25 protein-coding genes are annotated in these 23353 nt (G+C 39.6%); 3 read left to right on the top strand and 22 right to left on the bottom strand.

Annotation, left to right across the window (positions count from 1 at the left end):
* Positions 1-52: 52 nt before the first annotated feature.
* Together COJ96_RS11015 and COJ96_RS11010 are read left to right on the top strand one after the other, a co-directional pair.
* Positions 53-454, top strand: coding sequence for a hypothetical protein (locus tag COJ96_RS11015; protein ID WP_098572998.1), 402 nt, complete (start codon positions 53-55; stop codon positions 452-454).
* A 2-nt stretch (positions 455-456) separates the two neighbouring features.
* A complete protein-coding gene (locus COJ96_RS11010) occupies positions 457-1263 on the top strand; it encodes a hypothetical protein (RefSeq protein WP_098572997.1) in 807 nt (268 codons plus the stop codon).
* A gap of 164 nt (positions 1264-1427) precedes the next feature.
* Here the strand turns inward: COJ96_RS11010 and COJ96_RS11005 are convergent, their stop codons facing one another.
* Both COJ96_RS11005 and COJ96_RS10995 read right to left on the bottom strand, forming a co-directional pair.
* On the bottom strand, positions 1428-3374 hold the full coding sequence (locus COJ96_RS11005; protein ID WP_098572996.1) for an AIPR family protein: 1947 nt from the start codon (positions 3372-3374) through the stop codon (positions 1428-1430).
* Positions 3375-3801: 427 nt separating this feature from the next.
* Complete coding sequence (locus COJ96_RS10995) at positions 3802-4674, bottom strand: NgoPII family restriction endonuclease (protein ID WP_098572995.1); 873 nt, start codon at positions 4672-4674, stop codon at positions 3802-3804.
* 105 nt (positions 4675-4779) lie between these two features.
* On the opposite strand from COJ96_RS10995, the gene COJ96_RS10990 reads away from it, so the two are divergent.
* On the top strand, positions 4780-6027 hold the full coding sequence (locus COJ96_RS10990; RefSeq protein ID WP_098572994.1) for a DNA cytosine methyltransferase: 1248 nt from the start codon (positions 4780-4782) through the stop codon (positions 6025-6027).
* A 1134-nt stretch (positions 6028-7161) separates the two neighbouring features.
* Here the strand turns inward: COJ96_RS10990 and COJ96_RS10985 are convergent.
* From COJ96_RS10985 to COJ96_RS10895, 20 genes are all read right to left on the bottom strand, one after another.
* The gene (locus COJ96_RS10985; protein WP_098572993.1) at positions 7162-8136 is read right to left on the bottom strand and encodes a S8 family peptidase; all 975 of its coding nucleotides are present in this window, start codon (positions 8134-8136) and stop codon (positions 7162-7164) included.
* Entirely contained in the window at positions 8120-8386 is a 267-nt protein-coding gene (locus COJ96_RS10980; RefSeq protein ID WP_142332988.1) for a hypothetical protein, read from the bottom strand. The genes COJ96_RS10985 and COJ96_RS10980 overlap by 17 nt, the downstream gene beginning before the upstream one ends.
* Before the next feature lie 13 nt (positions 8387-8399).
* Entirely contained in the window at positions 8400-8741 is a 342-nt protein-coding gene (locus tag COJ96_RS10975) for a hypothetical protein (protein WP_098572991.1), read from the bottom strand.
* Positions 8742-8754: 13 nt separating this feature from the next.
* The gene (locus COJ96_RS10970) at positions 8755-9582 is read right to left on the bottom strand and encodes an N-acetylmuramoyl-L-alanine amidase (RefSeq protein ID WP_180230072.1); all 828 of its coding nucleotides are present in this window, start codon (positions 9580-9582) and stop codon (positions 8755-8757) included.
* A gap of 54 nt (positions 9583-9636) precedes the next feature.
* Positions 9637-10212 carry a sigma-70 family RNA polymerase sigma factor gene (locus tag COJ96_RS10965; RefSeq protein ID WP_098572989.1) on the bottom strand — a complete coding sequence of 192 codons (576 nt, stop codon included), beginning with the start codon at positions 10210-10212 and terminating at the stop codon, positions 9637-9639.
* A gap of 33 nt (positions 10213-10245) precedes the next feature.
* Entirely contained in the window at positions 10246-10410 is a 165-nt protein-coding gene (locus COJ96_RS28610; protein ID WP_180230071.1) for a hypothetical protein, read from the bottom strand.
* Positions 10407-14231 (bottom strand): phage tail spike protein, encoded by a 3825-nt coding sequence (locus tag COJ96_RS10960; RefSeq protein ID WP_098572988.1) that lies wholly within the window; start codon positions 14229-14231, stop codon positions 10407-10409. Before COJ96_RS10960 ends, COJ96_RS28610 begins: the two co-directional genes overlap by 4 nt.
* Complete coding sequence (locus COJ96_RS10955) at positions 14231-15682, bottom strand: distal tail protein Dit (protein ID WP_098572987.1); 1452 nt, start codon at positions 15680-15682, stop codon at positions 14231-14233. The genes COJ96_RS10960 and COJ96_RS10955 overlap by 1 nt, the downstream gene beginning before the upstream one ends.
* The gene (locus COJ96_RS10950; RefSeq protein ID WP_098572986.1) at positions 15683-17818 is read right to left on the bottom strand and encodes a tape measure protein; all 2136 of its coding nucleotides are present in this window, start codon (positions 17816-17818) and stop codon (positions 15683-15685) included.
* A 124-nt stretch (positions 17819-17942) separates the two neighbouring features.
* Positions 17943-18185: a hypothetical protein gene (locus COJ96_RS10945; RefSeq protein WP_098572985.1), complete on the bottom strand. Its 243-nt coding sequence runs from the start codon at positions 18183-18185 to the stop codon at positions 17943-17945.
* Positions 18186-18241: 56 nt separating this feature from the next.
* On the bottom strand, positions 18242-18724 hold the full coding sequence (locus COJ96_RS10940) for a hypothetical protein (RefSeq protein WP_098572984.1): 483 nt from the start codon (positions 18722-18724) through the stop codon (positions 18242-18244).
* 12 nt (positions 18725-18736) lie between these two features.
* Entirely contained in the window at positions 18737-19543 is an 807-nt protein-coding gene (locus COJ96_RS10935) for a hypothetical protein (protein ID WP_098572983.1), read from the bottom strand.
* Positions 19543-19812, bottom strand: coding sequence for a hypothetical protein (locus tag COJ96_RS10930; protein ID WP_098572982.1), 270 nt, complete (start codon positions 19810-19812; stop codon positions 19543-19545). Before COJ96_RS10930 ends, COJ96_RS10935 begins: the two co-directional genes overlap by 1 nt.
* A gap of 3 nt (positions 19813-19815) precedes the next feature.
* Positions 19816-20190: a hypothetical protein gene (locus COJ96_RS10925; RefSeq protein WP_098572981.1), complete on the bottom strand. Its 375-nt coding sequence runs from the start codon at positions 20188-20190 to the stop codon at positions 19816-19818.
* Positions 20187-20603: a hypothetical protein gene (locus COJ96_RS10920; protein ID WP_098572980.1), complete on the bottom strand. Its 417-nt coding sequence runs from the start codon at positions 20601-20603 to the stop codon at positions 20187-20189. The genes COJ96_RS10925 and COJ96_RS10920 overlap by 4 nt, the downstream gene beginning before the upstream one ends.
* Complete coding sequence (locus COJ96_RS10915) at positions 20596-20967, bottom strand: putative minor capsid protein (protein ID WP_098572979.1); 372 nt, start codon at positions 20965-20967, stop codon at positions 20596-20598. Before COJ96_RS10915 ends, COJ96_RS10920 begins: the two co-directional genes overlap by 8 nt.
* A gap of 4 nt (positions 20968-20971) precedes the next feature.
* A complete protein-coding gene (locus COJ96_RS10910; RefSeq protein WP_098572978.1) occupies positions 20972-21418 on the bottom strand; it encodes a head-tail connector protein in 447 nt (148 codons plus the stop codon).
* The gene (locus COJ96_RS10905) at positions 21418-21717 is read right to left on the bottom strand and encodes a hypothetical protein (protein WP_098572977.1); all 300 of its coding nucleotides are present in this window, start codon (positions 21715-21717) and stop codon (positions 21418-21420) included. Before COJ96_RS10905 ends, COJ96_RS10910 begins: the two co-directional genes overlap by 1 nt.
* Complete coding sequence (locus COJ96_RS10900; protein WP_098572976.1) at positions 21710-22120, bottom strand: hypothetical protein; 411 nt, start codon at positions 22118-22120, stop codon at positions 21710-21712. The genes COJ96_RS10905 and COJ96_RS10900 overlap by 8 nt, the downstream gene beginning before the upstream one ends.
* 150 nt (positions 22121-22270) lie before the next feature.
* Complete coding sequence (locus COJ96_RS10895; protein ID WP_098572975.1) at positions 22271-23332, bottom strand: phage major capsid protein; 1062 nt, start codon at positions 23330-23332, stop codon at positions 22271-22273.
* Positions 23333-23353: the final 21 nt, after the last annotated feature.

Below are 23353 nucleotides of genomic sequence, written 5' to 3'. Positions count from 1 at the left end.
CTTGAATAATCTTTTGAATAATCATTAGATGATTCTATTTAAGGAGGATTATATGAGTTTTGTAGAAAAATATGTTAAAGAACGGATTGCTGAGTTAGACATGCAAAAAATTCCAAAACCCATTAAGTTTTCTGTTTCAATTGATAATGATACAAACTTTCGGTTACAGTATATCGCAAAAATGTTAGAGACTAGCAGAGCCACCTTAGCAGCTGATTTTATCCAGATGGCTATTATCGAAGCTGAAAAGACACTTGGATTAAAACCTTTTGATTTTGAAAGTGATTATGGAAAAGCGTTAATAGAGAGCTGTGGTGGAGCTTTTATTCATGATGAAAGTGGATATTATCGGGAAACTTCTAGTGGAGAAAAAATTAAGATTGTAGCTGCTGGTAGTGAGGATGAGATTAATTATAATCAAAATTCTTTAGAAAAAGATAAAGAGGAGAAATGATAATGGCAGAAAAGGAAGTAGTTTTAGAACTAAGTGATTATGGTGGAGGTGTCGGAATATCCCCTAGAGGAATTGAGTCTAATTTTGAAGAAATTGAAGTAGATGAAGTCACTTGGACCGGTGACCAATGTGATATAAAAACGATTGTGACCATTACTGGATATTTGAATGATAAAATTGAATTGGTTGTTAAATGGAACGACGAAGAAGTAGATAAATATAAAGATAAACCAATTGTCCTAGCGTTAGTAGATGAAGGAAAGGAATTAATTTTCAATAATTTAAAGAGAATGGCAGCGTTAGATGATATGTATATTGACGAGGACGAAGATGATATTGAGGAAGAAGATAGCGATGGAGGATATAGCCAATTTGAAATTACAGACGTGGATCGTAAAGGAAACGACCTTTCTATTACAATTAAAGGTGTAGATGATAATGAATTGGCTCATTTCGGAGGCTTAGATTTACATGTCAAAGCAGTAAAAAATCTTATTGGGAATACAAACGGAACTGATTTTGCGAGGGATAATGGTGATTTTTCTATTGAAGGAAAAGTATTTGCTTTATATCTTAATGAAATTGGAGAGTTAATGCGAAACTTTTCGCCTGATAGACAGATGTTAAAAGATATTTCTAATATGGATTTAGTGAAAAATTTTATGGAACATTGGCAGGAAGATAAGGAACTTGTTGCAATTATTGAAAAGGATAATGAAGAAATCATAAAAGAAACGGAAGCAATTAGAAAAGAAGATGATGAGATTTGGAACAATATGCTGAAAGATATAAATAAAAAATTGAACTGATCCAGTAACGAGTTTTTACATGTCCCCTACTTAATTATGAGTGGGGTTCTTTGTTTATAAAAAAAGACAGACTCTTGGAGCCTGCTTTTCTTTGTTGTTAAAATTAACTTTTACGAACGTTTGCAGTTTACAGTCTACGGTTGCCCTGCTCAACGTCTTTAGTTTTAGTACTTAAACTCATTAATAAAATTTTTATATTGGTTAGAAAAAGATAAGTTTACAGAAAGCTCATTACGTAATTTCTTCATAAATATTTCTTCACTTTTTTTAATGCGAATCCAGTTTCCAACATTGGCTGTTCCAGCAGATTCACTTTTTATGATTTCAATAGTTTTTGACAAGAAAAGTTGGGAAAAACTTTCAATTAAATGCTGCTTAAATTGAGTGTCTTTATCATAAAAAGCTGAATAGTTAAATGTTTTATTATTATCTTCATCAAATTGTGCTTTATATTCATAGTACAGAGCAATACAGTAAAAGAAACATATATTATTTATTGCCATTTGCGTTTTATAGTTATTAATAAATTCATTAATGTTTTGTTGTTCATCTTCATCAGCATTTTTTAACATTACATATTGCTTGTTCAACCGTTGTTCATATTCTTTTTTCAGATATTTTTTACTTTCTTTATAAAGATAAGCAACAAACAATAACTCGTTAATTTCAGATTTTGTCTTTTTAAAAAGAATTCCACATTTTTCGTTATCTTCATTGAAATTAAAAATTTTATGGTAATCTTCATTTATAGTAAAATCTTCTTTTGAATAATCATTATTAAACAACGTTCGCTTCTTATCTTTAGCAGTATATGGTTCTCTAAAAAATGATGCAAATGCTAATTGTGCCAATGTTTCATTAGTTGTCATTTGATGTTTTTGTAAATTTAAATGTGAAGGTGGGCGCGAACCACGTCGAATTTCTACAAAAATATTAGGTTTGTCACCACTTATTAACCACTCATATAGTTTCCTTTGTTCTATACGATTCGATACCATGTCTCGGCTTGTGATGGGGTTTTGCATATTATTATAGATAGAAATATTGTCTTTTAACTCACGTTTGTTTATGACAAGAATACGTGTTAAAACGTAAACATTTTTCAATTTAGTTATTTTCTCGTCATCACGATTTATTTCTGCCTCTTTCAAATAAGTTCCCAACGAACTTGTAGTTTGTGCTCCATTAATAATAGAGAAATTTTCAAGGGTAACAGAATCAATTTTTTTAGATGGTTGATCAACATCTCCTGTATCCGGAAAAGGCACAGCGTCTGCATTAAATCCCTCTGCTATTATTGTTATACCATTATTATAAAACCAAAATTTTTCGGGTTCGTTATCAATGGTTTGTTTCATAGAAAAATATGTCTTAGATTTATTTTCTAATGAATCACGAAGATTTTGACCAAATAATATATTTTTACCTATTTCCGTGCTTGAATATTTATTGTTTAACTTAGCTAAATCGTAGCCATTTAAATTACATAGATATGCTTGTTCAGTATTTTCATCACTGTTGTGATTATAGGAAATAAAATTATTGAAACCATCGGATTTTAGAATCTCTTGGGGGACAGATTCCGTTCCAAGACTCTGTTGTAAAATTTTTAATTCATTTGAAGTAACAATTTTTTCGTATTTTTTTAAACCCGATGCGTAGTTAATGTCCCCATTATGAATCACATAATAAGTACAGTTATTTTTGTATGTATCATCAAAATTTGTATTGCTAATTACTTCTCTTAGATTCTTATGAATTGATTGAGGGTCTTTCAAGAAATCCTTAATAGTACGTTGCATCATTGCAAGACATTGTTTGATATCTTGTTGACCTAAAGTAGTATATTTCACTTGAATGATGTCGTAATAATATTCATCACCATCTTCATATTCGATGAAAATATCAATACCGGCGTCAGGTGGGGCTACAATATACTTTGCAATACCTTCTACATTTTTAGCATTGATTTCTAAATTGAGTCTTTTGCTATACATAACTTCAAGAACAGCAATAGTAAAAGCATCCTCTTTAATATTGTTTCTAATAATAGGACGATAATTTGGTAGACCTTTGAATTCCTCGTAATACTTATTTATTAAGCCATCCATTCTCCAAGACTCCTTTTTAAAAAATAAATTCAAATAATTCTAATTTACCATTTTTCTTTTTTTGTCCTCTTTTGTTTTACCTTTTCTAAGCAATTTATCCCCCTTAAAATATTTCCTTTTTAAATCGGTAAATTCCTTCTTTAAATAATTTACATTAGTTGAAGTTTCCAAAGAAAAAAGCTGCCATAATGACAGCTTCAATGTTCGAGTTCCATCCTTGTTAATCTAATTTTTTTACTTTATTTATTGTTTTGCCAAAATCATATGGCTGGCTATAATAAACTTTGCCACATGAAAGACATTCCCATCACATAACCGGTCGTAATTGATTTTATCCTTTACGTGTTCCGGATACTCCTCTATTCGAATCACAGATAAGATTCACCACATTTGCATTTCATTAAACTCACCCTAACAGATTTATTTATTAATCAGTCCAACCTTCGAATAAAATTGCTTCGAGGTTTTCACTCGGGTTATTTGGATTTGGGATATATATTTCAGTTATCTTCAGTTTTCCACTAGCCAAATGTGTTGAAAAATCAGGTTGTTCTTCAAGTGCAATATAATCGCTAATTAGCATAACTACAAATATCTTTGATGCATCGGAAGGAATATCATCTCGTGTAATATAGTCACTAAATACTTTATGTGGATGCTCTAATTCATACATTCCTCGAACTCGTAGGTTTGATAGTTTTAATGGATCAATTCCCTTGGCACGAGCCAATTCCTTAGAAGCAATTAATGTGGCATTTGTGCTGGCTACTGCATCCCTAATCTCATCAATCAGATTTAAATAGGTTGAACGGTCGGCTACCATTGTATTCCCGTAAGCAAACCAAAGTGAAAGAAGTTTGTTATTTTGAGTGTTTAAATTCCCTGTAACGTAAATGACCTCTTTTCTCACCCACTCTTCCTCGTTAATATCTCTAGGTAAGTTCTGACTATCTGGATAGATATAATCTTTTGGATACGAACTGTTTAACGCTAGAGAAGAATAGCTCTGATTATTTAGTTTTTTCGGCTCAACACCAGCTCCACCCTTAATAATGAAATCAGGGAAGTTAGACGAATTACCTGTCCAACTTAGATATTCATTGTACTTCCTCATTTTTTCATGTTCGTACTGGTATTGACTAGCCCCTGTGCAAAACATATCTTTTACGAAAAATTCAAGGCTATCTCCCGCAGCGTTTGCTGAACCGTTTGACCGAAAAATAGGCGTGAGAATACTTGAATTCCTGTCGAGAATGTTCTTTAAAGCCACTAAAACATTTGTTGTAGGCGATTGTGCCATTCCATTTCTCCTTCTGTTTTTCCCTTATTTTCTCATAGTAACAAAGACTGGCCAAACCCAATTTTTTATGGTAAGATGCTATATATTGAAAAGGAGTGATTTCTTATGGTCGTTGCTGAAAGAGAAAAAAGAACTTTTGTTTCTTCGCTTACTTTCACGCCCGAAGAAGTACAAAATGTTTTGTTCGAGAAAATTTGTGAAGAAAACGAACTTGTTCAAACTAATATCACTGAACAAGATAGATTAGAAGAAAAAGAAATGCTAAAAAATCTTCATTATACCGAAGGAGCAACGAATATTGTTTCGTTATTTTCGGGTGCAGGTGGCTTAGATTTGGGAGTAGAACTTTCTAGTATGGTTGTTCAATTTGGAGAAGAAAAAGCATACAGAGCTTTTGAAAACAAAGAAGACTACTTGAAATTACGTAGTATAGTAAACTGCAATTTTGTTTATTCAAATGATATGTTTACCTCTGCAAACATAAGTTATGTTAATAACTTTGCTCCGACTGTTACTAAAGTCGAAAAGGATATTCGTAAAATAGCAGAATTCCCGAAATGTAACCTCATGCTCGGAGGATTTCCATGTCCCGGTTTTAGTAGTTCTGGTCCTCGATTACTCGATGATCCACGGAACTTTCTATATGTCCATTATATTCGTGCTTTAGTGCAAAGCACACCTGAGTTTTTTGTTGCTGAAAATGTAAAAGGTCTTATGACAATGGCGAGAGGACAGGTTCTTAGCCAAATGATAGAGGACTTTAAAGCTGCAGGTTATCACGTTACTGCTCATTTAGTAAATTCTCGCGATTATGGTGTCCCACAACTTCGTGAACGAGTATTTATTGTTGGAATTCGCAATGATATTAGTAAAAAATATGGTTTTGAATATGAAGTTCCCGAACCGACACATGGAGAAGGGAAGCTACCATATGTCACTTTGAAAGATACAATTAGTGATTTACCTCTAGATGCTAAAGACGTTTATGAGGGCTCGTTTTCAAGTATGTATATGAGCCGTAATCGTAAAAAGAACTGGAACGAGCAAAGTTTTACTATTCAAGCGAGTGGTAGACAAGCTCCAATGCACCCTCACGGTGAACCTATGAAGAAAATCGGAAAAGACTCTTGGGAATTTCAAGGTGATTTTAATCGTCGTCTATCAGTTCGTGAAGTTGCTCGAATTCAATCTTTTCCTGACTGGTTCGATTTTTCAAATGGTAATAAAGAAAACGTTACGAATAACCATAAACTTAATGAACAATACAAACAAGTTGGCAATGCAGTGCCAGTCTTATTAGCTGAAAAAATGGTTCGTCCAATTATTCAGTTCTTATATGAAAAGATCATTTAAGTAAGACTTAAATTTCCTTATTGAAATCGTCTTATTATTTGTCAAATAACAAAAAAGGGTGAACCAAAATTGGTCCACCCTTTTAATATGTAAAAACTATAATTTTTGGGTTGTGCTACTGACCGGGTTTCTTATATCAACCGTTTTACCAATTAAACTAGCTCCTCAGAAGCCACGAAGGTCAGTAACACGGTAATCATAAACATTGTCATCTTTACCATCTCCTTAGATTTTCCTGAAAGGGAATTCCAAAAATTTGTCATAGCAATCGATAAGGTATTGGCAATGATAATACCAATAATCCAATATTTACTGCTTAGGGCAAGGTTTAAATGTTCGGCGAGGAGCACTGGGCTCGAACCAGTAACTGTGGCATAAAATTTAAGTATAATTATTATACACTATTCAAAATTGTTTGTCAATCACCTTTTGATTAATGAAAATTAGAATGGATAAAAAAGTGGTCCACTCTACCTTCAATCAACTCTAATTTTCTGAATGTATTTTGTTACTTCCTACTGCTGTTATTCTGGTTGCATTCTTTTTGTAGGAATCCTTTCATTTGTTGATAAACCATTTTTTCTAATTGGAATAATATGTACTGTTGCTAACGAGGTCATACGTAAAATTAATTTAACTTTCGTGCATAGTTATAGGAGTAAATTTCACTTACCAAAACTTTTTTTAAATAAGGCCAAATATTTTAAAGGATTGCGCCTATTTCTTTTAAAAGAAGTAGAGGGGTGAAAAACAGTATGTGGAACATCATCGGAATTATCATAGCAATTATTGACATTATAGTTAGCATCATCGGTTGGTTAATTTAATAAACAAAAAAGGGTATCCCGAAAGTGGGATACCCTTCTTTAATCGTCTCTGATTTGAAATTATTTGTTGCCGTTTTGCTTGTTGCCTCCACCAGACTGAGTTTGAGTGGAGCCATCTTTTGTATTGCCTTGCTTTTGAGTGTCGTTCGTTTGGTTTGTCACGATTATCACCTCCCTTCAAATACTATGCTGCCATTCTAAAAACCTACCGAAATGAAAATTTGAAAAATCCACGCAAAATATCCAAGCATTAAGCCCACGGAAAAAATCAGGACAAGGAGCAGAATCAAAACTAAATCATCGTTCCTCATTCAAAATTCTCCTCAATGAAGTTTAAGAGACTTCGGACCTTTTCCATATATGACAATTTAACAAGCCCATGCCCCTCCGAGCTCGTCTTATATCCGAGTGGAACGGTACGCTTTACCAACAGAGCATAAATTTCCGATTCCGTTAGTGTTCTATTAAATTCGTATTCTCCCTTTTGGATTAAAAGAGCCAATGCCCCGGCAACATGTGGAGTAGCCATCGATGTACCCGAGAGCCGGGCGTACTTTCCTTTTAACCAGGTTGATAGGATATTGACCCCAGGGGCAATAACGTCAACCTCCGTGTTGTTGTTGGAGAATGAGGCGAGCTTCCCTGTTATATCGGCTGCAGCTACCTCAATCACCTCATTGTAGGATGCCGGGTAATTGTACTCGAAGGTAGTTTCCTCATTATCACCATCGTTCCCAGCTGCGACCACGACACAAATTTGCTTGACCACGGCTTCTTGCACGGCTTGTCTTAATTCTGGATTATCGTCCGGCCCACCTAATGACATGCTGATTACACGGACACACTCGCCATTTGGCCCCTTCCAGTTGGTAGCGTATTTTATGCCATCCGTTATCCAGGCATAGGAACCACTTCCATCTTTGCTCAATACTTTCAAGATTAAGAGTTTCACCCTGGGTGCAACTCCAACCACTCCACTCCCATTGTCCAATGCTGCGATCGTTCCGGCTACATGGGTACCGTGACCGTTATTATCTTCATAACAAGTCGCATCATCATCCCAATCAGTGGTGAAATTGCATCCACCAATAATCCTGTCCTGGAGATCCGGGTGGTCCGTTTGGCATCCTGTATCAATAATCGCCACCACAATATCCTCACCCTTAAATCCTTCATCCCATAAGTGAGGAGCCTCAATCATTTTCACGCCATCCGGTATTTCATCCACTGTTTTCTCCACCGTGTCCAAGCTATAAGGAACAAGCCTAAACTTCTTCTTCATATTGAATCTCCTTCACTTTCGCTTGTGCTATTTTAATGGCTGCCTCTTTTACCTTGTCCTTTTCACGCTTTGCATCCCACATCGTCCACATGATGATAATTACCGGTATGATGTTCGCAATAGCCACATACAAATCGTCTGAGAAAAAGTGAAATCCCAGCGCAGCAGTCAACAATTTAATTCCGGATAACAACGCCAGTATTAAACGCACTACGTCATTGGTGGATGTACCATTTTCTAAATCCTCCAAGTCCAACTCCTCCTTAGCCATCGTTTTCGTCACCCTTTTTACCAAACAAATCTTTAATTTCCTCAGCGACTTCCTTGCCCATCGCCTTAATCGCATCGCCAATGTCATTCAATTTGAAACCCTCATATTTATGTGTGAGGTCCATTTCACGGTGCTTATCCGTAATGGTGTCTCCCGGTCTTACTGGAACATAATCGTCCAGTATCAAAAAACCATATTTATCACTATTAATTCGGTGAAAGGTACCATTTTCGTGAAAGATAATGCCGTTTTCTCGGTCAATTTCTGGACTGAATACCTCCGGGAACACACCAAAAACCACATTGGAACGCTTGTCATAGGTTACAACTTTCATAATCTCCACTCCCTTATTTGTCGATAAAAGCCGTTTTAAACCCTTTGTCCTTGCAGACTTTCAAAAACTTTTCCGCATTGGCTTTACTACTAAATGCACCCACTTGAACCTTATAAAGATTTCCCTCTTTTTTAATGAATGGACTGAATCCCCTGTCTTTGGCTGCCTTTTCTAAATCCTCAGCATTTCTAAAAACAGAGAACGCTCCAATTTGAACCCTGTACATTCCACCACCGGAAGGAGTGGAAGCCGGGGATTTCGGAGTAGTCGGAGGTTTCGCCTCTGTTGCTTTTTTTTTCAATCCATAATGCTCTGCAATTCCATTCACAATCGCTCGTGCAACTAGTGATTGATAGGATTCTGATTCCATCAATTTCTTTTCAAATGAATTGGTGTAAAAACCACACTCACACAAAAAGGCTGCCATGTTCGTTTTTCGCATTTCCCACAGATCGGGTCGAATTTTAATTCCCCGGTTGGTCAATTTCGTTGCTTTAATTAATGAATCCTGGACCTTTTGAGCTGCCTTGTACCCTTTTGAAGTTTTACTGAATACAAGCGTTTCGATACCATGAGCATCGGACCAGGTGGAGCCATAAGCATTTCCGTGAATCGATACATATAAATCGGCTCCCCAGGAGTTTGCTTTTCTCGTCCTCTCGCCTAATGGAACGTCACGTTCTTTTTCATAAACTTTCATGGTACTCACGTTTTGATATTCCGAAAGATATTTAGCTACCAATTCAGCCGTTGGAAAGGTGAACCAAAATTCTCGGAATCCATCGGGTGCTCTTTTTCCGGGGGTATAGGGTCCATGTCCTGCCGATAAAACAATTCTCAAAAAATCCACTCCTTAAAAATAGTATTATAATTAATATTAGTGTTAATACTAATATTAATTATAAATCCAACCGTTAGTAATTCTTTGTCGGATGCTCGCAAAATGATGAGCAACTACTCTTTGACTAACGCCCAACATCACTTTAATCTCCGTTTGCTTGTACCCTTGCATTAACAGATCGTAAATCTCTCTCTCTCGTTCCTCTACATGCTCTCTCCGTTTTTTAGAAAATTGGAGATTCGCCTCGTTGTAAAAAAAGTCCTTTAAATCATTGGCCATTACTTCATCTTCTGTATCAAATTTGTCCTCAATCAAATCTTTGAAAGTTTCCGTATCAAGACCATTATCTTTACTCGGAATCTCCGCATCCAACGTAGCACTAGCAATTTTTCGTCCTTCTCTTCTCAAATACATTAAAATTTCGTTTTGGATACATCGTCCGGCATAGGTGGAAAACGTATTTCCCTTTTCTGGTTTGTAAGTATGACACGCTTTCCATAAACCAATGCTTCCTTCTTGGAAAAAATCCTTAAAATCAAAATATCCTTTCGGAGTGGCTTTTTGAGATAACATATTGGCAAAAAATCCAACTAACCCTAGATTTTTTTCAAACATTTCGTTCTGCTGCATATAAAGCGACCCTCCTTTTTGGAATAAAAAAAATCAACCCTCTTGCTCGGCTGATTTTTCCTTTTGATTATTAAATTCTGCCAATGCCTTTCGGAGCTCCGTGTTCTCAGCCTTCAATAAAATATTTTGATACTGCATTTCTCCTAATATCATCTTCATGTGATTGGTTAAATCCAGTGGTTTCGGTTGTTGTGTCATGCTATGCCTCCAATTTTATTTATCTTTTCTTCCAGGGCTGCTATTTGTTCCTTTTGCTTTCTAATGATAGGGATTAATAGCACCCACATCCTGTCATACATAAGCGTTTCGATTTGCTTATAGCCATCTTCATCCTGGCTATAAAATACAAAATCGCTTAATCCTGCTTGTTCCACTTCCTCAGCGATTAAGCCGAACGCCCTTTTAATTTCGGGAAAATCAGGTAACTCAGCATCTTCTACCTCGCTATCAGTTCCATCCATATTCTTGTTGCTAATCTTCGTTAAATACTCAGCATATTGTTCAACGGATGTTTTGTCGTACCACATTCTCGGATTGATTTCTAATATCTTATCAGGCATTTCATCGCTAACATCTTGAATATCTAACTTGTATTTTTCAGAAGAAGATGGAACCCCGAGCGTTCCAGAGGTTGTGATTTGAACCGCAACCGTTCCACTAGAATATTTTCGATTGTAAATATCCATAGACCAAATACGAGGCGATCCATCGGTGCCAACACTGAGCCCAGACCCTGACCCACTCTTATCACTTTTAAGAACCGTGTCACCTTCGCTTGTAAGTGTTACCCCTGAGCCTTGTGCTTTAAATAAACTTCCTGTGATATATAGATTTCCAGTGGTACCAAATGTCACGGCTCTTGCGCCATTAATGAAAAATTGCAGAGGGTAGTTTGTGGTTGCTACGTTTCCGGTACCAACATCATCTGTAACATGAATGAGCCAGTTGCTATATGCTCCTCCACTTTTCCACTCGATCCCTTCGTTTGCCCCAAAATCATTGATGGTCAAATGATTCACGTTTTCTACGTTGTGATTCTTCATATCTAAAGTTGTATTTATTACTGTTCCTGTCGAGCTCGCGCTAAAATACAGACCCGCATTTCCTACTTGTAACGTGCCATCTGTTCGTACAATAGAACTTCCAAAATACACTCCACTTGTATGATTAGCAGAACCACCAGACGCGTCATTAATACGAAGCCAAGCATCTTTAGATTCAAAGGCGACTCCGTTTGTCGCAGTCATTTTCTTAACGCCAACTACGTTTTTATCCCTAGCGTTTAAATCGCTGCCAAGCAATATCTGATTCGTAGAGTATTTTGCTTGAAGCATCAGGTCGCCATAGTCATTTCTAACTTGCATGGTGGTGTCTCCACCATAGCTATACCCAATCCATCCACTTCTAGTGGAAGGGCCATCTGCAAAAAATTCCATATATACATGGTCTGTACCAACCATTTTGAATACATTACTGTTTCCGTTCACTTCATGAACACCACTAACATACAAACCACTACTAATAGTGACATGCCCATCAATATCTAAATCCGATGCAATAGCCACTCCATTAATCAATCCATCTTCTTGTCCGTAAATAGACAATTGCTGATTAAAGGAATCGACTATTATATATCCTGATTTGGTGTAGGTATCTCCTGTTGCACCCAAATGTCCGGTCTGAAACCGAATGGATGAATGACCTTGATATTCAAAGTCTGTTGGATTTAGAAATAAATCGTTGGTGGCAATATCCCCTGAGAATGTACCATCTACCCCAAATAGAGTTCCGGTAAATGTTCCAGTCGCAGCCAACAACTCCCCTGCAAATTTCGCAGAACCGTTTAGTCCTAACTGCGTAACCACATTTCCATTCGCATCATATTGGACCAATCCATTTGTGCCATCCCAAACGATACGAGCTCCACTCTCAGCAGTTTGTATTGGTACGGAAGCTACATCCAAAATACCTGATTTAATATTCGAGGCGTTTCCGGCAAACAATTTAGCGTTTTCCTCTGCTTTATCTGCTGCCGTTTGAGCTGCCGTTTTTGCATTTTGTTCGGCTGTATTTGCATAAGTTTGAGCCGCAGCCTTAGCGTTCGATTCGGCAATTGCAGCCGCTCCGGCAACCTCAGCCCCTACTTCACCAGGCGTTGTCGGAGTGACCTTTACCCATGCTGTTCCTGTTGAACGATTTAACACATTCGGGGTCTTACTTGTATCTAGCCATAACCTTCCAGTTGAATGAGCCGGGGCCGTTGCTTGTTTATAGATAGAGGATTCTGCCCCGACTTCACTAGCCGCTGTCGGAGTGACCTTTATCCATGCCGTTCCATTACTTCTATATAAAATATTAGGGGTAACACTTGTATTCATCCATAGCCTACCGTCCGAATGAGCCGGGGCTGTGGTCTGCTTATAGATAGCTTCATCTGCCCCTACATGATAGGGTAATGTCGGAGTTGCAAGCACCCAGGTTGTTCCATTCCAATATTTCAGCCTTGCCGGGTTTGTTGAGGTATCGAGCCATTTTTTCGTTGTATCCGTTGGTGCCGTGTTACCTACTTGCATTTCCGGTTCCGCATAATCCTTCGCATTTTGCTCTGCACTATTCGCCAACGATGCTGCCGTAGCCTCGGCATTAGACTGAGCCGTATTCGCTAAATCCTGAGCCTGGGATACGGTCGCAGCTCCCACTTCGGAGGCTGTTGTCGGTGTTGCTTTTTCCCATATTCCAGTTGCCGGATTAAACGTTTTGATTATATCTATATCACCGGAGGTATCTACCCATATAGCCGTAGTATCTTCCGGGGGCGTTGTTTGGCGAAAAACCTGTGTCCCTGTTACATCCCAAGTCGCACGGTTTCTCATAACTTCCATTCTCAAACTGTTTACGATCGCATACTGAGATTCCCTCAATATATCCCGATATTCACCCAAAACCACCTTATCTCTGGACGGATCGGTTTGCGAACGTGTTAACTCCAAAATCCTAGCCTCTATTAATAAAGGAGGATTGAAGTCATAATTCTGAATAGCGATGGTATCCCCTATTCGCATTTTCAAATGGCTATAACCGAGCATCCTCTCCAAATCTACCGGAGTAGTGGAGTAAAGATACTGAGGCTTTTTACGAGTGGCCAGTGCTTTTCTAGTCTCACTCAGCAATAAGGTCGGAGTAGGATTTTCCCCACTAAAAATAAAAACACCCATCCGGTGTTGTTTTTCTCCGTTCGGCAGTAAAATACCAAACCGTTGAAGGGCATCATCGTCTCCAATCCAGTCCTGACCAACAGGCTTATCGGTTACATCTAAATTCGCAAATGTCATATACCCACTTCCAGAGGTGCTCTGAGCCACTCCAATAAGTGCCGTATACACTTCTTTCACATCTTCGGTGCGTTGTATTTGTTTCATATTAAAATCGTACTCTATGATTAACCCGGTTTTATTGCCTCTTTCCAGGACTAAATCAATATAGCAACCGGATACCCTTGGTCCATTTAGTTCTACTCGAAAACGAAATTCTCCTCCATATGCTGCAGCCCCTTGAATCAAGGCATCAATGGTAGTCGTATATTCCGTGAAATTAATAGCAGCCGTTCCTAGCCATTCCACTCTCCCGGCTTGCCATCTTGTATTTTGAAGAATAAAATCCATATATTGCTCGGCAGTGTACCCACTTACGTTCTGAGGCCTGATAATATTCGCTAATAAATCAAGAGCCATATGCTCGGCATAGACTTCTTTCACGGAGCTTCCATCGTCATTTTCAATGTCTATAACTTCCATCATACGAAACATCTGAAAGTTTCCGTCCATGTCCTGGATTAAGCATTTCCGATAAGCATACACTTCGGCAGCATCCACATGGTTTGCATCCATTGAAAACTTCAAAGTGATATAGGCATCCCCTATTTTTTCGGTAAATTCATCATCCCAATAGGAACACCCCTGGGAACCATCGCTCACCAATTGGGCTACGATTTTTTCCTGGTCATTCAAAATATAAATCATTATTTCCACCGCCCTTGATAGCTGAGTTCAATAGCCGCAGCATCAAATGGCTCAAATCCTAAATCTGTTGCTCCGTTGCTAAGCGCAAACAAATTACTAGACGGATCTAACACTTCCCGATAATCCTCTCCATTGAGCAACACTTCTTTGGTCAAATGATTGATTTCAATAACATCCCCGGCTGAGGCAATCACTGGAACCTCTTGCGTCGCCAATGTACTCGTAGAAAATATTTGAATAGACGAAACAAAAAGATTGTCAGGAGTAGGCACCGGACTTGTTCCATACCCATTCACGGTTACAACCACTTGTGCCAAATCAGCAGTCCACTTATTGCTTTTGTCGTAATATTTCGCATTCCATGTTTTGGTGTATTTTCCATTCGGTTCAAGTACGCCCACATAGGCATACCACCATTTTCCCTTCTTTTCTAAACGCAATTTCCCATAAAAATCATTCCAATAACCGCTTTTTTTACCTTCACCATTAATCAGGTAATAGGCATTATCATCCGGACCAATTCGGAGAACGGCTTTCACGCCTCTTTTGGTTGTATAACTATCACGCATGGAAAGTTTTCCGATAACGTTGGAGTTCACATCGAGCAAAATTACCTCCACTCGTGCTTGTTCCTTTACGTTCTTAGAGGTTTTTAATTTCATCCATGCTTCCACACGGAAATTATCAATAGGCGTAGTTAAGGATTTTTTGAGTGCTGGCCCATGCCAATTTGAGCCACTCCCCAAGCTGCTATATGTGAAATATTCGCTTCCACCTACCGCCATCGTGCCAGTAACCGTTCCATTATCAATTACATTTCCCCCGGCTGCCCATCCAGTAGTGGTTTGCATCGGGTCATGGAACACTCTCACCATTGTATTTTTTGAAGTCTGAGTTTCTTCGTCCACGGCTTCCCCTAAAATAACTTGCTCATTTTCATATGCCGTAAAATAGGCGAAATAAGTCGTGTCCTGGTTAAACGTTGCTTTGATAATTGGAAATGTCGGAGCCGTTCCTTCAATTTCCACGGTCTGAGGACTATCCGTGATAGTCATAAGGGTTTCTACTTCATCGTAAGCAATCGGGTCCGTGCATAAAAAGGTTAATTCCCCTTTACCCACGGTCACAATTTCATCGAGATCTGTGTCTCCACTCAAAACCGCCAAATAACATCGCCCAGGCTCTTTTGTCAGAGACAATTTTTGAGGACTTTCCGAGTATAGCCATTGAGCAATGGCTCGAATCATAGCGTTTAAATCCATTACATTATTTTGTCTAATGCGAATCTGTGCCGTTATGGTCCGAGCTCCAACAACTGTTTTTTGATGGAACACGCCCGGTCTACTCGGAACATCCACCACCGTATGAGACAGAGGAGGCAAAATGGACCGGGTTATTTTTTCGACCACCATGTAATTTTCACTTGAAATTCCTTTATATAAAAATGACATTTACCATTTGACCTCCCCTCTAGCACGGCTGTTTTGCGTTTCTGCTCTATTTTGTAAAGCTGAAATATCTTCATAGACTTCTTGGGCAACGGTTCGACTGTTCATATTTACCTGGAACACATATGGGCCTTTGTTGTCTCCACTCATATCTGGTAGTTTGCTATTGACCATTTTTCCTAGATTCACAGCTTGCTGACGGATAGGGATTCCCACATTTCCTACATCCGTTGCCGCCTCACCCATTCTTCGTGCTTTCCTGGAAACATCCGCAATCATATTGTCCATACCTAGAACGAAACCTTGCCCAGTAAATTCCCCAATCTCCACCATTACTCGTGACGGAGATTTCATTTTCAATTTATCCTTAATAGCCTTGGAAACGGCAGTGGATATTTCCCTAGCCTTATTTTTTACACTTCGTAACATGCTGCCTAATCCATTAAGCAACCCTTGAACAATGTTTTTACCGATAGAATAGAGGTTTATCCCCTTCACTGTACTAGTGATTTTGTTTTTCATTTCGGTAAATTTGCCAGGTATCTTTCCTACCCAATCTTTAACACCGTTCCACAAACCTTTTATTTTAGAAACGGCTGAATCCTTCAAGTTAGAGAATGAACTTGATACCTTACTTCCCATATTTTTAAATCCGGTAATCGTATCATTCCACCATTTTGGAAGGGATACGGTTGCCCATCTAATGAAACCGTTAAATGCCTTTTTTATTCCGGCCCATAATTTATCAACAAATTTACGGAATGTTTCAGAATTTCTATATAAAGCCACCAATGCTATAATGACCCCGACAATCAGTGCCGGAATCCATACAAATGGATTAGCTAACATTGTCAGATTTAAAGCTGCCATTCCTGCTCGAACCCCTGCGATAACTCCTTTGAATCCTCCTCCGGCTAGAGCAGAAGCCGCAACAGCCGCTGTCCAAGCTCTTTGTATCAGAGTTACGGCAGCCGTTACTTTTCCATATATCTCTTGTGCCTGGGTAACGGCTTCGACCGCTAATTTATAAGTACCAAACCCGGCTGCAAGTCCTTCCACGATCGGAGTAAAACCATCCCATCCGGTCACGGCTTTTCCAATTCCACTAATGCCCTCTAATAACGGTGGAAGTCCTTCGGCTGCTCCTCCTACGGCTAATCCAAACAGAGCACCAAAATCCTTGATTATCGGGAATAAATTAACCAGGATTCCTTTCACATTGTCCAGTGTCGGTCCTAAATCTTTCACAAACTGTTTAGCTTGTTCAAAATAACCTTGGATTTTTACAAAGAACCCCTCAATTTTCCCGGCTGTTTCTTCTCCAAATGCCACAACTAAGGTTTCTCTTGCTCCCTTCATGTCTCCTGTGACAAAGGAAGTAAAAGCAGTTAGAACCGGAATAGCCTGGGCTAATCCTGCTTTCAACTTTTCAAATATCGGTTTGGACATTTCCCTTGCCAGTGTACCGATTCCATCCGTGGCATTGGAGACCAATCCTTTGAACGTTTGAGATTGTAATTCCATACCGCCCTTAAATCGTTTGTTCATGAGGGAAAAGAGCGTTTTATTGAGCAAATCCATGTCTGCTATTTGATTTTTTTCATTGACCAATGCCTCACCGTATGTGTCTGCTGCTTCTTCGATAAGCATGTTCTTTGTAATACCGAACTCTTTTAATCGTTCGAGCTCACCTGTCTGGGCATCGGCAACGGCTTCCACGGCTTGCATGAGTGGTTTACCCATAACAGCAGCCATGTCTCCGGTTGCTCCCAACACATCCTGGGCTTTCAATCCATACGCTGAAAGTCTCGTTGTCGCCTCCACAATGTCCGGGATCTCGAAAGGAGTTTGAGCCGCGAATTTCTCAGCCCATTGGAGCGTTTCTTTTGCCTTGTCGTGCGATTTCAAAACCGTGGTTAAGGTATTTTCATATTGCTCCATATTGGCATTCGCACCAATAGTCGCATTAGCCACACCTTGGAGGGTACTCGATAAGCCTTCAAATATAGTTAGTCCACCGACAACTCCTGCCGCAATACTCCCAAAGCCTCGTAAGTGACCAAGAAACCCGGACAAACTCCTCCTGGCAGGACTATCATCGGCAGAAATCTCTATATTTGCACTACCTACATCAGCCATTTTCATACACCTCCTTACCTATTCATTAGCATTACAATTAACGTCATTCCTAATATTAGAGTTAATAATAAAATTAATGTTTAGTTAGAGTTAATAATCTAATTAACATTAGTCTTAATGTTAACTATTTCCACCAAATCCCGGCAATAAAGGATTCTTGGGCGATTTTCTGCTGACGTTCTATCTTCATCGCTTCCTCTAATGTTGGAGGCATAATCTTATTGAAGTCTTTTCCTTTGTTAAACGCTCCATCCAACAATAAAAGCAAACTCTGGAACCCGGCAAATACATTTCGTTGGTGCTCGGCAAATTCTTCACGTTGAGATTGCTCGAATTTCCGTCTTATCCATGCCGGGGTATGGTCCATTACATACTCCTCGGTATATCCGAAATGCTTTGACACGGTTTCGATTTGAAAAATAATCAGGTTGATGATTTGCTCCCATTTTCGGTCGGAGCTACCTTCCTCCTCGGGAACCACTCTTTCAGATTGTCCGGCAGTTCCTTGTTGAACATCTTTTTCATTAACTGCCGGACTAAGGTAAAAGTTTTTCGTAAATCCGTTTTATCCGCATACACCAATAGGATTTCAAGCATTTCGTTCGGGTCAAACGCCAGCACATCTTCGTCTGACAGATCGAGCATGATGGAAAACACCCGAATCAATTGTTCCTCTTTCAACGTTTCAAAGATTACACTTACTTTCTCAATATCATCCAGTTTTGGGTCCAACAGAATTTCTCTGCACTCACCGTAAAGTTTGGCTCCATCCACGCCAAGAAACTTTACAATTCGTATGATTTTACTCATAGAAAGTTTGGGGATGCCAACTTTCGTCACCCCATCGGATAACGTGACAACCCCAATCGTTTTTTCCATATCCAATTTATTTAAAATTTGCTCCATAATATCCTCCTACTAAGACAGTTGCTCGATTTCAAAGTACACATTTTCGCTCTCTGCTACATTCCCATCCGGATAAGCAACCAGGTTCAATGGCAGCAATCGTTTTTCATTACCGAAAGTCTGCTCTTTATCATCACCGGACACTTTGCATTTACGGAAAACCGCCATATACAAGGTACCGTCCTTCTTCTGAGAAATGAGACCGACCGTAATAAATGGAATGTTGTTCATGGTGCCGTACCCAATTCTCCGTGTTCCTAGTGTTGTAACAGGGCGTACACTTGCCCCACTTGCTAAATCCGCAGTTAACGGAGTAGTAAGGGTCAGAGTGCTTCCTTGAATACTTGCGATTTGATACGTCCGATTCGCAATACTCACATATCCTCCGGCAACAAATCCAGTTACACTCGTTACATTAACAAGCGTGGCTCCTGTCGCAAGTGCTCCGCTCGTTGTTGTCGCAGTACCCAATACCGGAAGTGTCTCAATAATGCTTCCACCAATCAAAGCCAATTGACGGTTTTCCACGGTATTCTCCGCTAGGTTTGTTTCTAGTGTATGGCTCCAACCGGTAATATCGGTATCCACCGGACCATTTACCTGGTCAACAGAGAAATCCTCTGTATCAAACCCACGGCTAATGGTGATTCCGTCACTTGTGGCTCCAAGGTCTTTCCACCCGGAAGTTAAAGCATAGGGAGAAGTAATAGCCATTACATCCTCGATGGAATCAGGATAGCTGCCATCATACGATTTGAACACTAATCGTCCTGGGCCACCCACAATATTGCTCGCATTAACTGAATAAATATCCGGCATTATTCTTCCACCCTTTCAAACTGCCAATTTGTAAGGCCCAACAATGTTTCTGCTTCATGTGTGTCAATATCATCCCCGACCGTTAAAATCATGCCCTTTTGAATATCCAAGCTGTTTTTCCGTCCGTCCATTGGCTTATATCGGAGTATCGTAGCACCATTTTTTTCATCGGATGGACCAAGTGCTTTGATTTTTTCTCCCTCTTGAACCTGGGTTTTTTGCTCTTGCTCAGAAGATGTTTTGACTTCCGCTTCTTTTTTCTTAGCCATTGTTTAAGTCTCCTCTCCACTTTCTAACGCCTCTATTCGCATATAACACCAGGCTTCCGGTAATCCTGAATCTTCATCGATGGCAGGAATCGGATTGCTTTCACGTTCCACCCATTTCACTCGGATCCCCGACATAAATTGTCCGGTGCGTTCCAGGTAATTCATTACATCAATCAAAATAGCCATAGCCGTTATATCTTCCCGAGCTCTAACCAATAATTGAATCCGGTAATATCCATTCCCTCCTGCTTGCCTCACCAATACGGCAGGAAGCGACACGCTAGAAGGGAATAGATTCCCATATATATTAAATCGGCTCTCGAAAGTCGCATTAAGCAGTTGGATTATAGGAGGCACAGGGTCTTTATAATCAATCATTCTGAACCACCAAATAGCGTTTTCTTTACCTGAGTAGTCGCTACCTTTCTCATTCTGCTCTCTGCCACATCAAGTCCTCTAGCCATAATAGAAAATCGTTTTTCCAGTGATTCGGCATACTCTACATCGGCACCAATCTTCAAAACGGTCTTTCCTCTACCTTCATCAATCACATACAAAGGATTGGAAGGTGAGCCAGTAGAATACCCTATCGAATTTATATAAAGCGAGGTGTCAATGTGGTCCTCGTCTCGTGTAATTTGTTTCGTTTCGTCTGCCCAAACCATTCCAGCAGCTTCCACGGCTCGTTTTCTTGCTAGTTCTAATTTTTGTGGGGCTTCACGTTGAAACCACCTCAACGCATTTGCATCAATTTTCACGACTGCCCTCACATTGATTCCATCGCTAGACAATCGCACCATCCCCTCTCGATAGGTGGAGTTCGTAGTGATGTAAACGGCTCAATTGATAAACCGGGAATATTTGCTCAATGGAATAGGTTCCCTTCGCTACCACATTCCCCTCTTTATCAACCACTTCACGGATCTGCATATTCATATCAAAACTATCCTCGGGTCCGGCAAACAAAATATAAGACCATAAAACGTCTTTCCCTTCATCGTCCGTTGAAGTGGATTGGCGTAATTGGTCTAGTCGGCATTTTATTTCCCTTGTCGTGGGTTCTGAATAAATCGGTCTCCCATAGGCGTCCTTCCCACTTTGCCCTCCTGGAACAACCACGGTCGCACAATGAATAAGAAGATGTGAAATTCTCATTTCATCACTCCTCAATATCGGTTACATAAGCGTGTTCATTAAACCTATCGATTTTTCCCCTCGATGGACCGGAGACAGAAAATAAATTCAGTCCAATCGTACCCACCAAACTGGATAACAAAGCATCAAGCTCCGGGTTTCCGGTTCCAGTGGCATTTGCTGATTTGTTGTAGGAATAGGAACCAATCCGCTCGGTATCAATTCCGGCTAAATTTCCCTCTTTGACTTCCGGTTGGTTAATGAACCACAAATATTCTACAAGCAAAACCGTCACTCGCTTTAAATCGGAAAGCAGATCTACATCTGTTTCACCACGATAATCCTTTTTTGTTACTCTCCGTAAATACGCATTTGCCCTCTCAATATAGAAATCTATTTTCGTATCAGAAAGGCTAGAGACCAAACTAATCGTAGTTTGGTCTCTAACATCCTGTAAGTCAGCAAATGCCATTACTCCTCACCGCTACCCTCAACCAAAAAACCCCGCTTAATGCGTTCGAGCGTTTCCGCAGCAAGTTTCTCCGGTAACGGCTTCGATTGGTCAGCAGCCAGGGTCCAACCGCTATCAGGATCCGTGTACTGAGTTTCCGGATTTTTGAGACGGTACGACTTCCCGGTTCCGGTCGGTGCTGCTTGTATTTCATCAACAGCCGTCTGTTCCTCTTTCGGAAGCTCAACGTTTTCCGGAATTGGATTTTTCTTGGCTTGAGTCTGGACTTTTTGCTCTGTACTTTCGCTTTTCTTAGCCATTGTTTCCATCTCCTTCGTTACCCTTGGCTGCATCTTGCACAGTCTCGGAGGCATCTTGGTCAATGTTCTTGTTATCAGAATCAAAAGCCGTATCTACATCTTTCGTTTCATTACGACCGCCTTGATGAGCTCGACTAGTTCCTGTATTCGTAGTTCCGGCATCCCCTGTTGGAGTAGTAGTGTCTGTGTCACCAGTTCCATCACCTTTTTGCTTCGTTGCATTAGTACCATGATAATCTTTATCGGGTTCCATTCCTTTACTTCTCATTTCCGCAGGGGCTTGAGTGGGTTCCGATGGATTCGGAAATGTCGGGTCCGGTTGTGGGAATTGCTGACCTTCTTCATCCGGATTTACTGGATATGGCACCTCTTCATTTTGCTTATTTGCTTTGTCATCAAACATGGTTAATTCCTCCATTAATTTTAATGTTAATAATAGGACTAATATTGGTGCTAATATTAAGTTAATTTTAGTATTAATTCTGGGACTAAAAATAATGTTAATACTAAATTAATTCTAATATTAATAATAACGCTAACACTAATGTTAATACTAACGTGCTACATCAGTAGTGATAACAAGACGAGCGTTTGTCTCGAATGGAACAAATTCACTAATCTCCGTACCATACGATCCCTCAACCTGGGTCTTAACATTACGCTCAGATTCAACACCAAAAGCTTTGCCCTGATATCGTACAAGAGCCGAGTTGGTATCAACCAAAATGATTCTGTTATTTGGTACTTGGCGAGAAATAAATGGCGTGGCATTAATAACATTCGGGAAAGTTCCATTTAAAAGATTGTTTTGGAATAGTAGAAAACCATTTTCCCTAGTCTCCGCCCATGCTGTGGCAGTTGCCAGGTTCATAATGGCCACATTCGGAGTAAATCCGTATTCATCCTCCATGTAAGCAGAGGCATAGAACATATCAGTTAGGGATAATGTTCCGGCAGTTGTTACCCCAAGTGTTGGAGGAGCATCGCTTCCATCCGGAAAGTATCCATTTAGCAATCGAGTCACAGCAACATCCTCATAGCTTCTACCTAGGTTACGCCCTAAGCGTTGCAGCCATAAGGAAATCATGTCGATATTGGCTCGTTTGGCTTCATCGGTCCACTCAATACCACGGCCTCTTTTGTGCATCTTGATGGAATTATCACCTAAGCGAATTGTTCCAACCGGAATCGGAGCACCTTGACCAATATCTCTTAATTCGGTTTCATCTTCTAAATCGGTATCATCTAGGTAATACCATTGCTGGTTGAATTGGTCACTCGAAATAGTAAGAGTCACTAATTGCTGCCAGTTGGATTGACGTTCAAATCCCATTCGTAAGCCATCTTCTACGATGGCATTAAATAATGGAGCCGTTCCATCATTGTCTAGCAATTGACGGACATTGATTTCTCCTACCCGGTTAAACCCTAGAGCCTTCACGATTTCACGAATTCCAACATCATTCTCTACTAAATAGCGTTTGAAAGCCGTAGAGGAATTTTTATTGTTGGCTTCTTGACCAAATTTCTCCGTCATGAAGCCACGCATTTTTGCTCCCATATCGAGTTCGATTTGTTGCTTTTTTCGATTTAATACCTTTAATGCTTTGGGCATTATTTGTCACCTTCCTTTTGT

The sequence above is a fragment of the Bacillus sp. AFS073361 genome, from assembly GCF_002567005.1.
In the GTDB taxonomy this organism is placed as follows: domain Bacteria; phylum Bacillota; class Bacilli; order Bacillales; family Cytobacillaceae; genus Neobacillus.
Note: the sequence above shows the minus strand (reverse complement) of the source record. Positions and strands in the feature narration are given on the sequence as shown.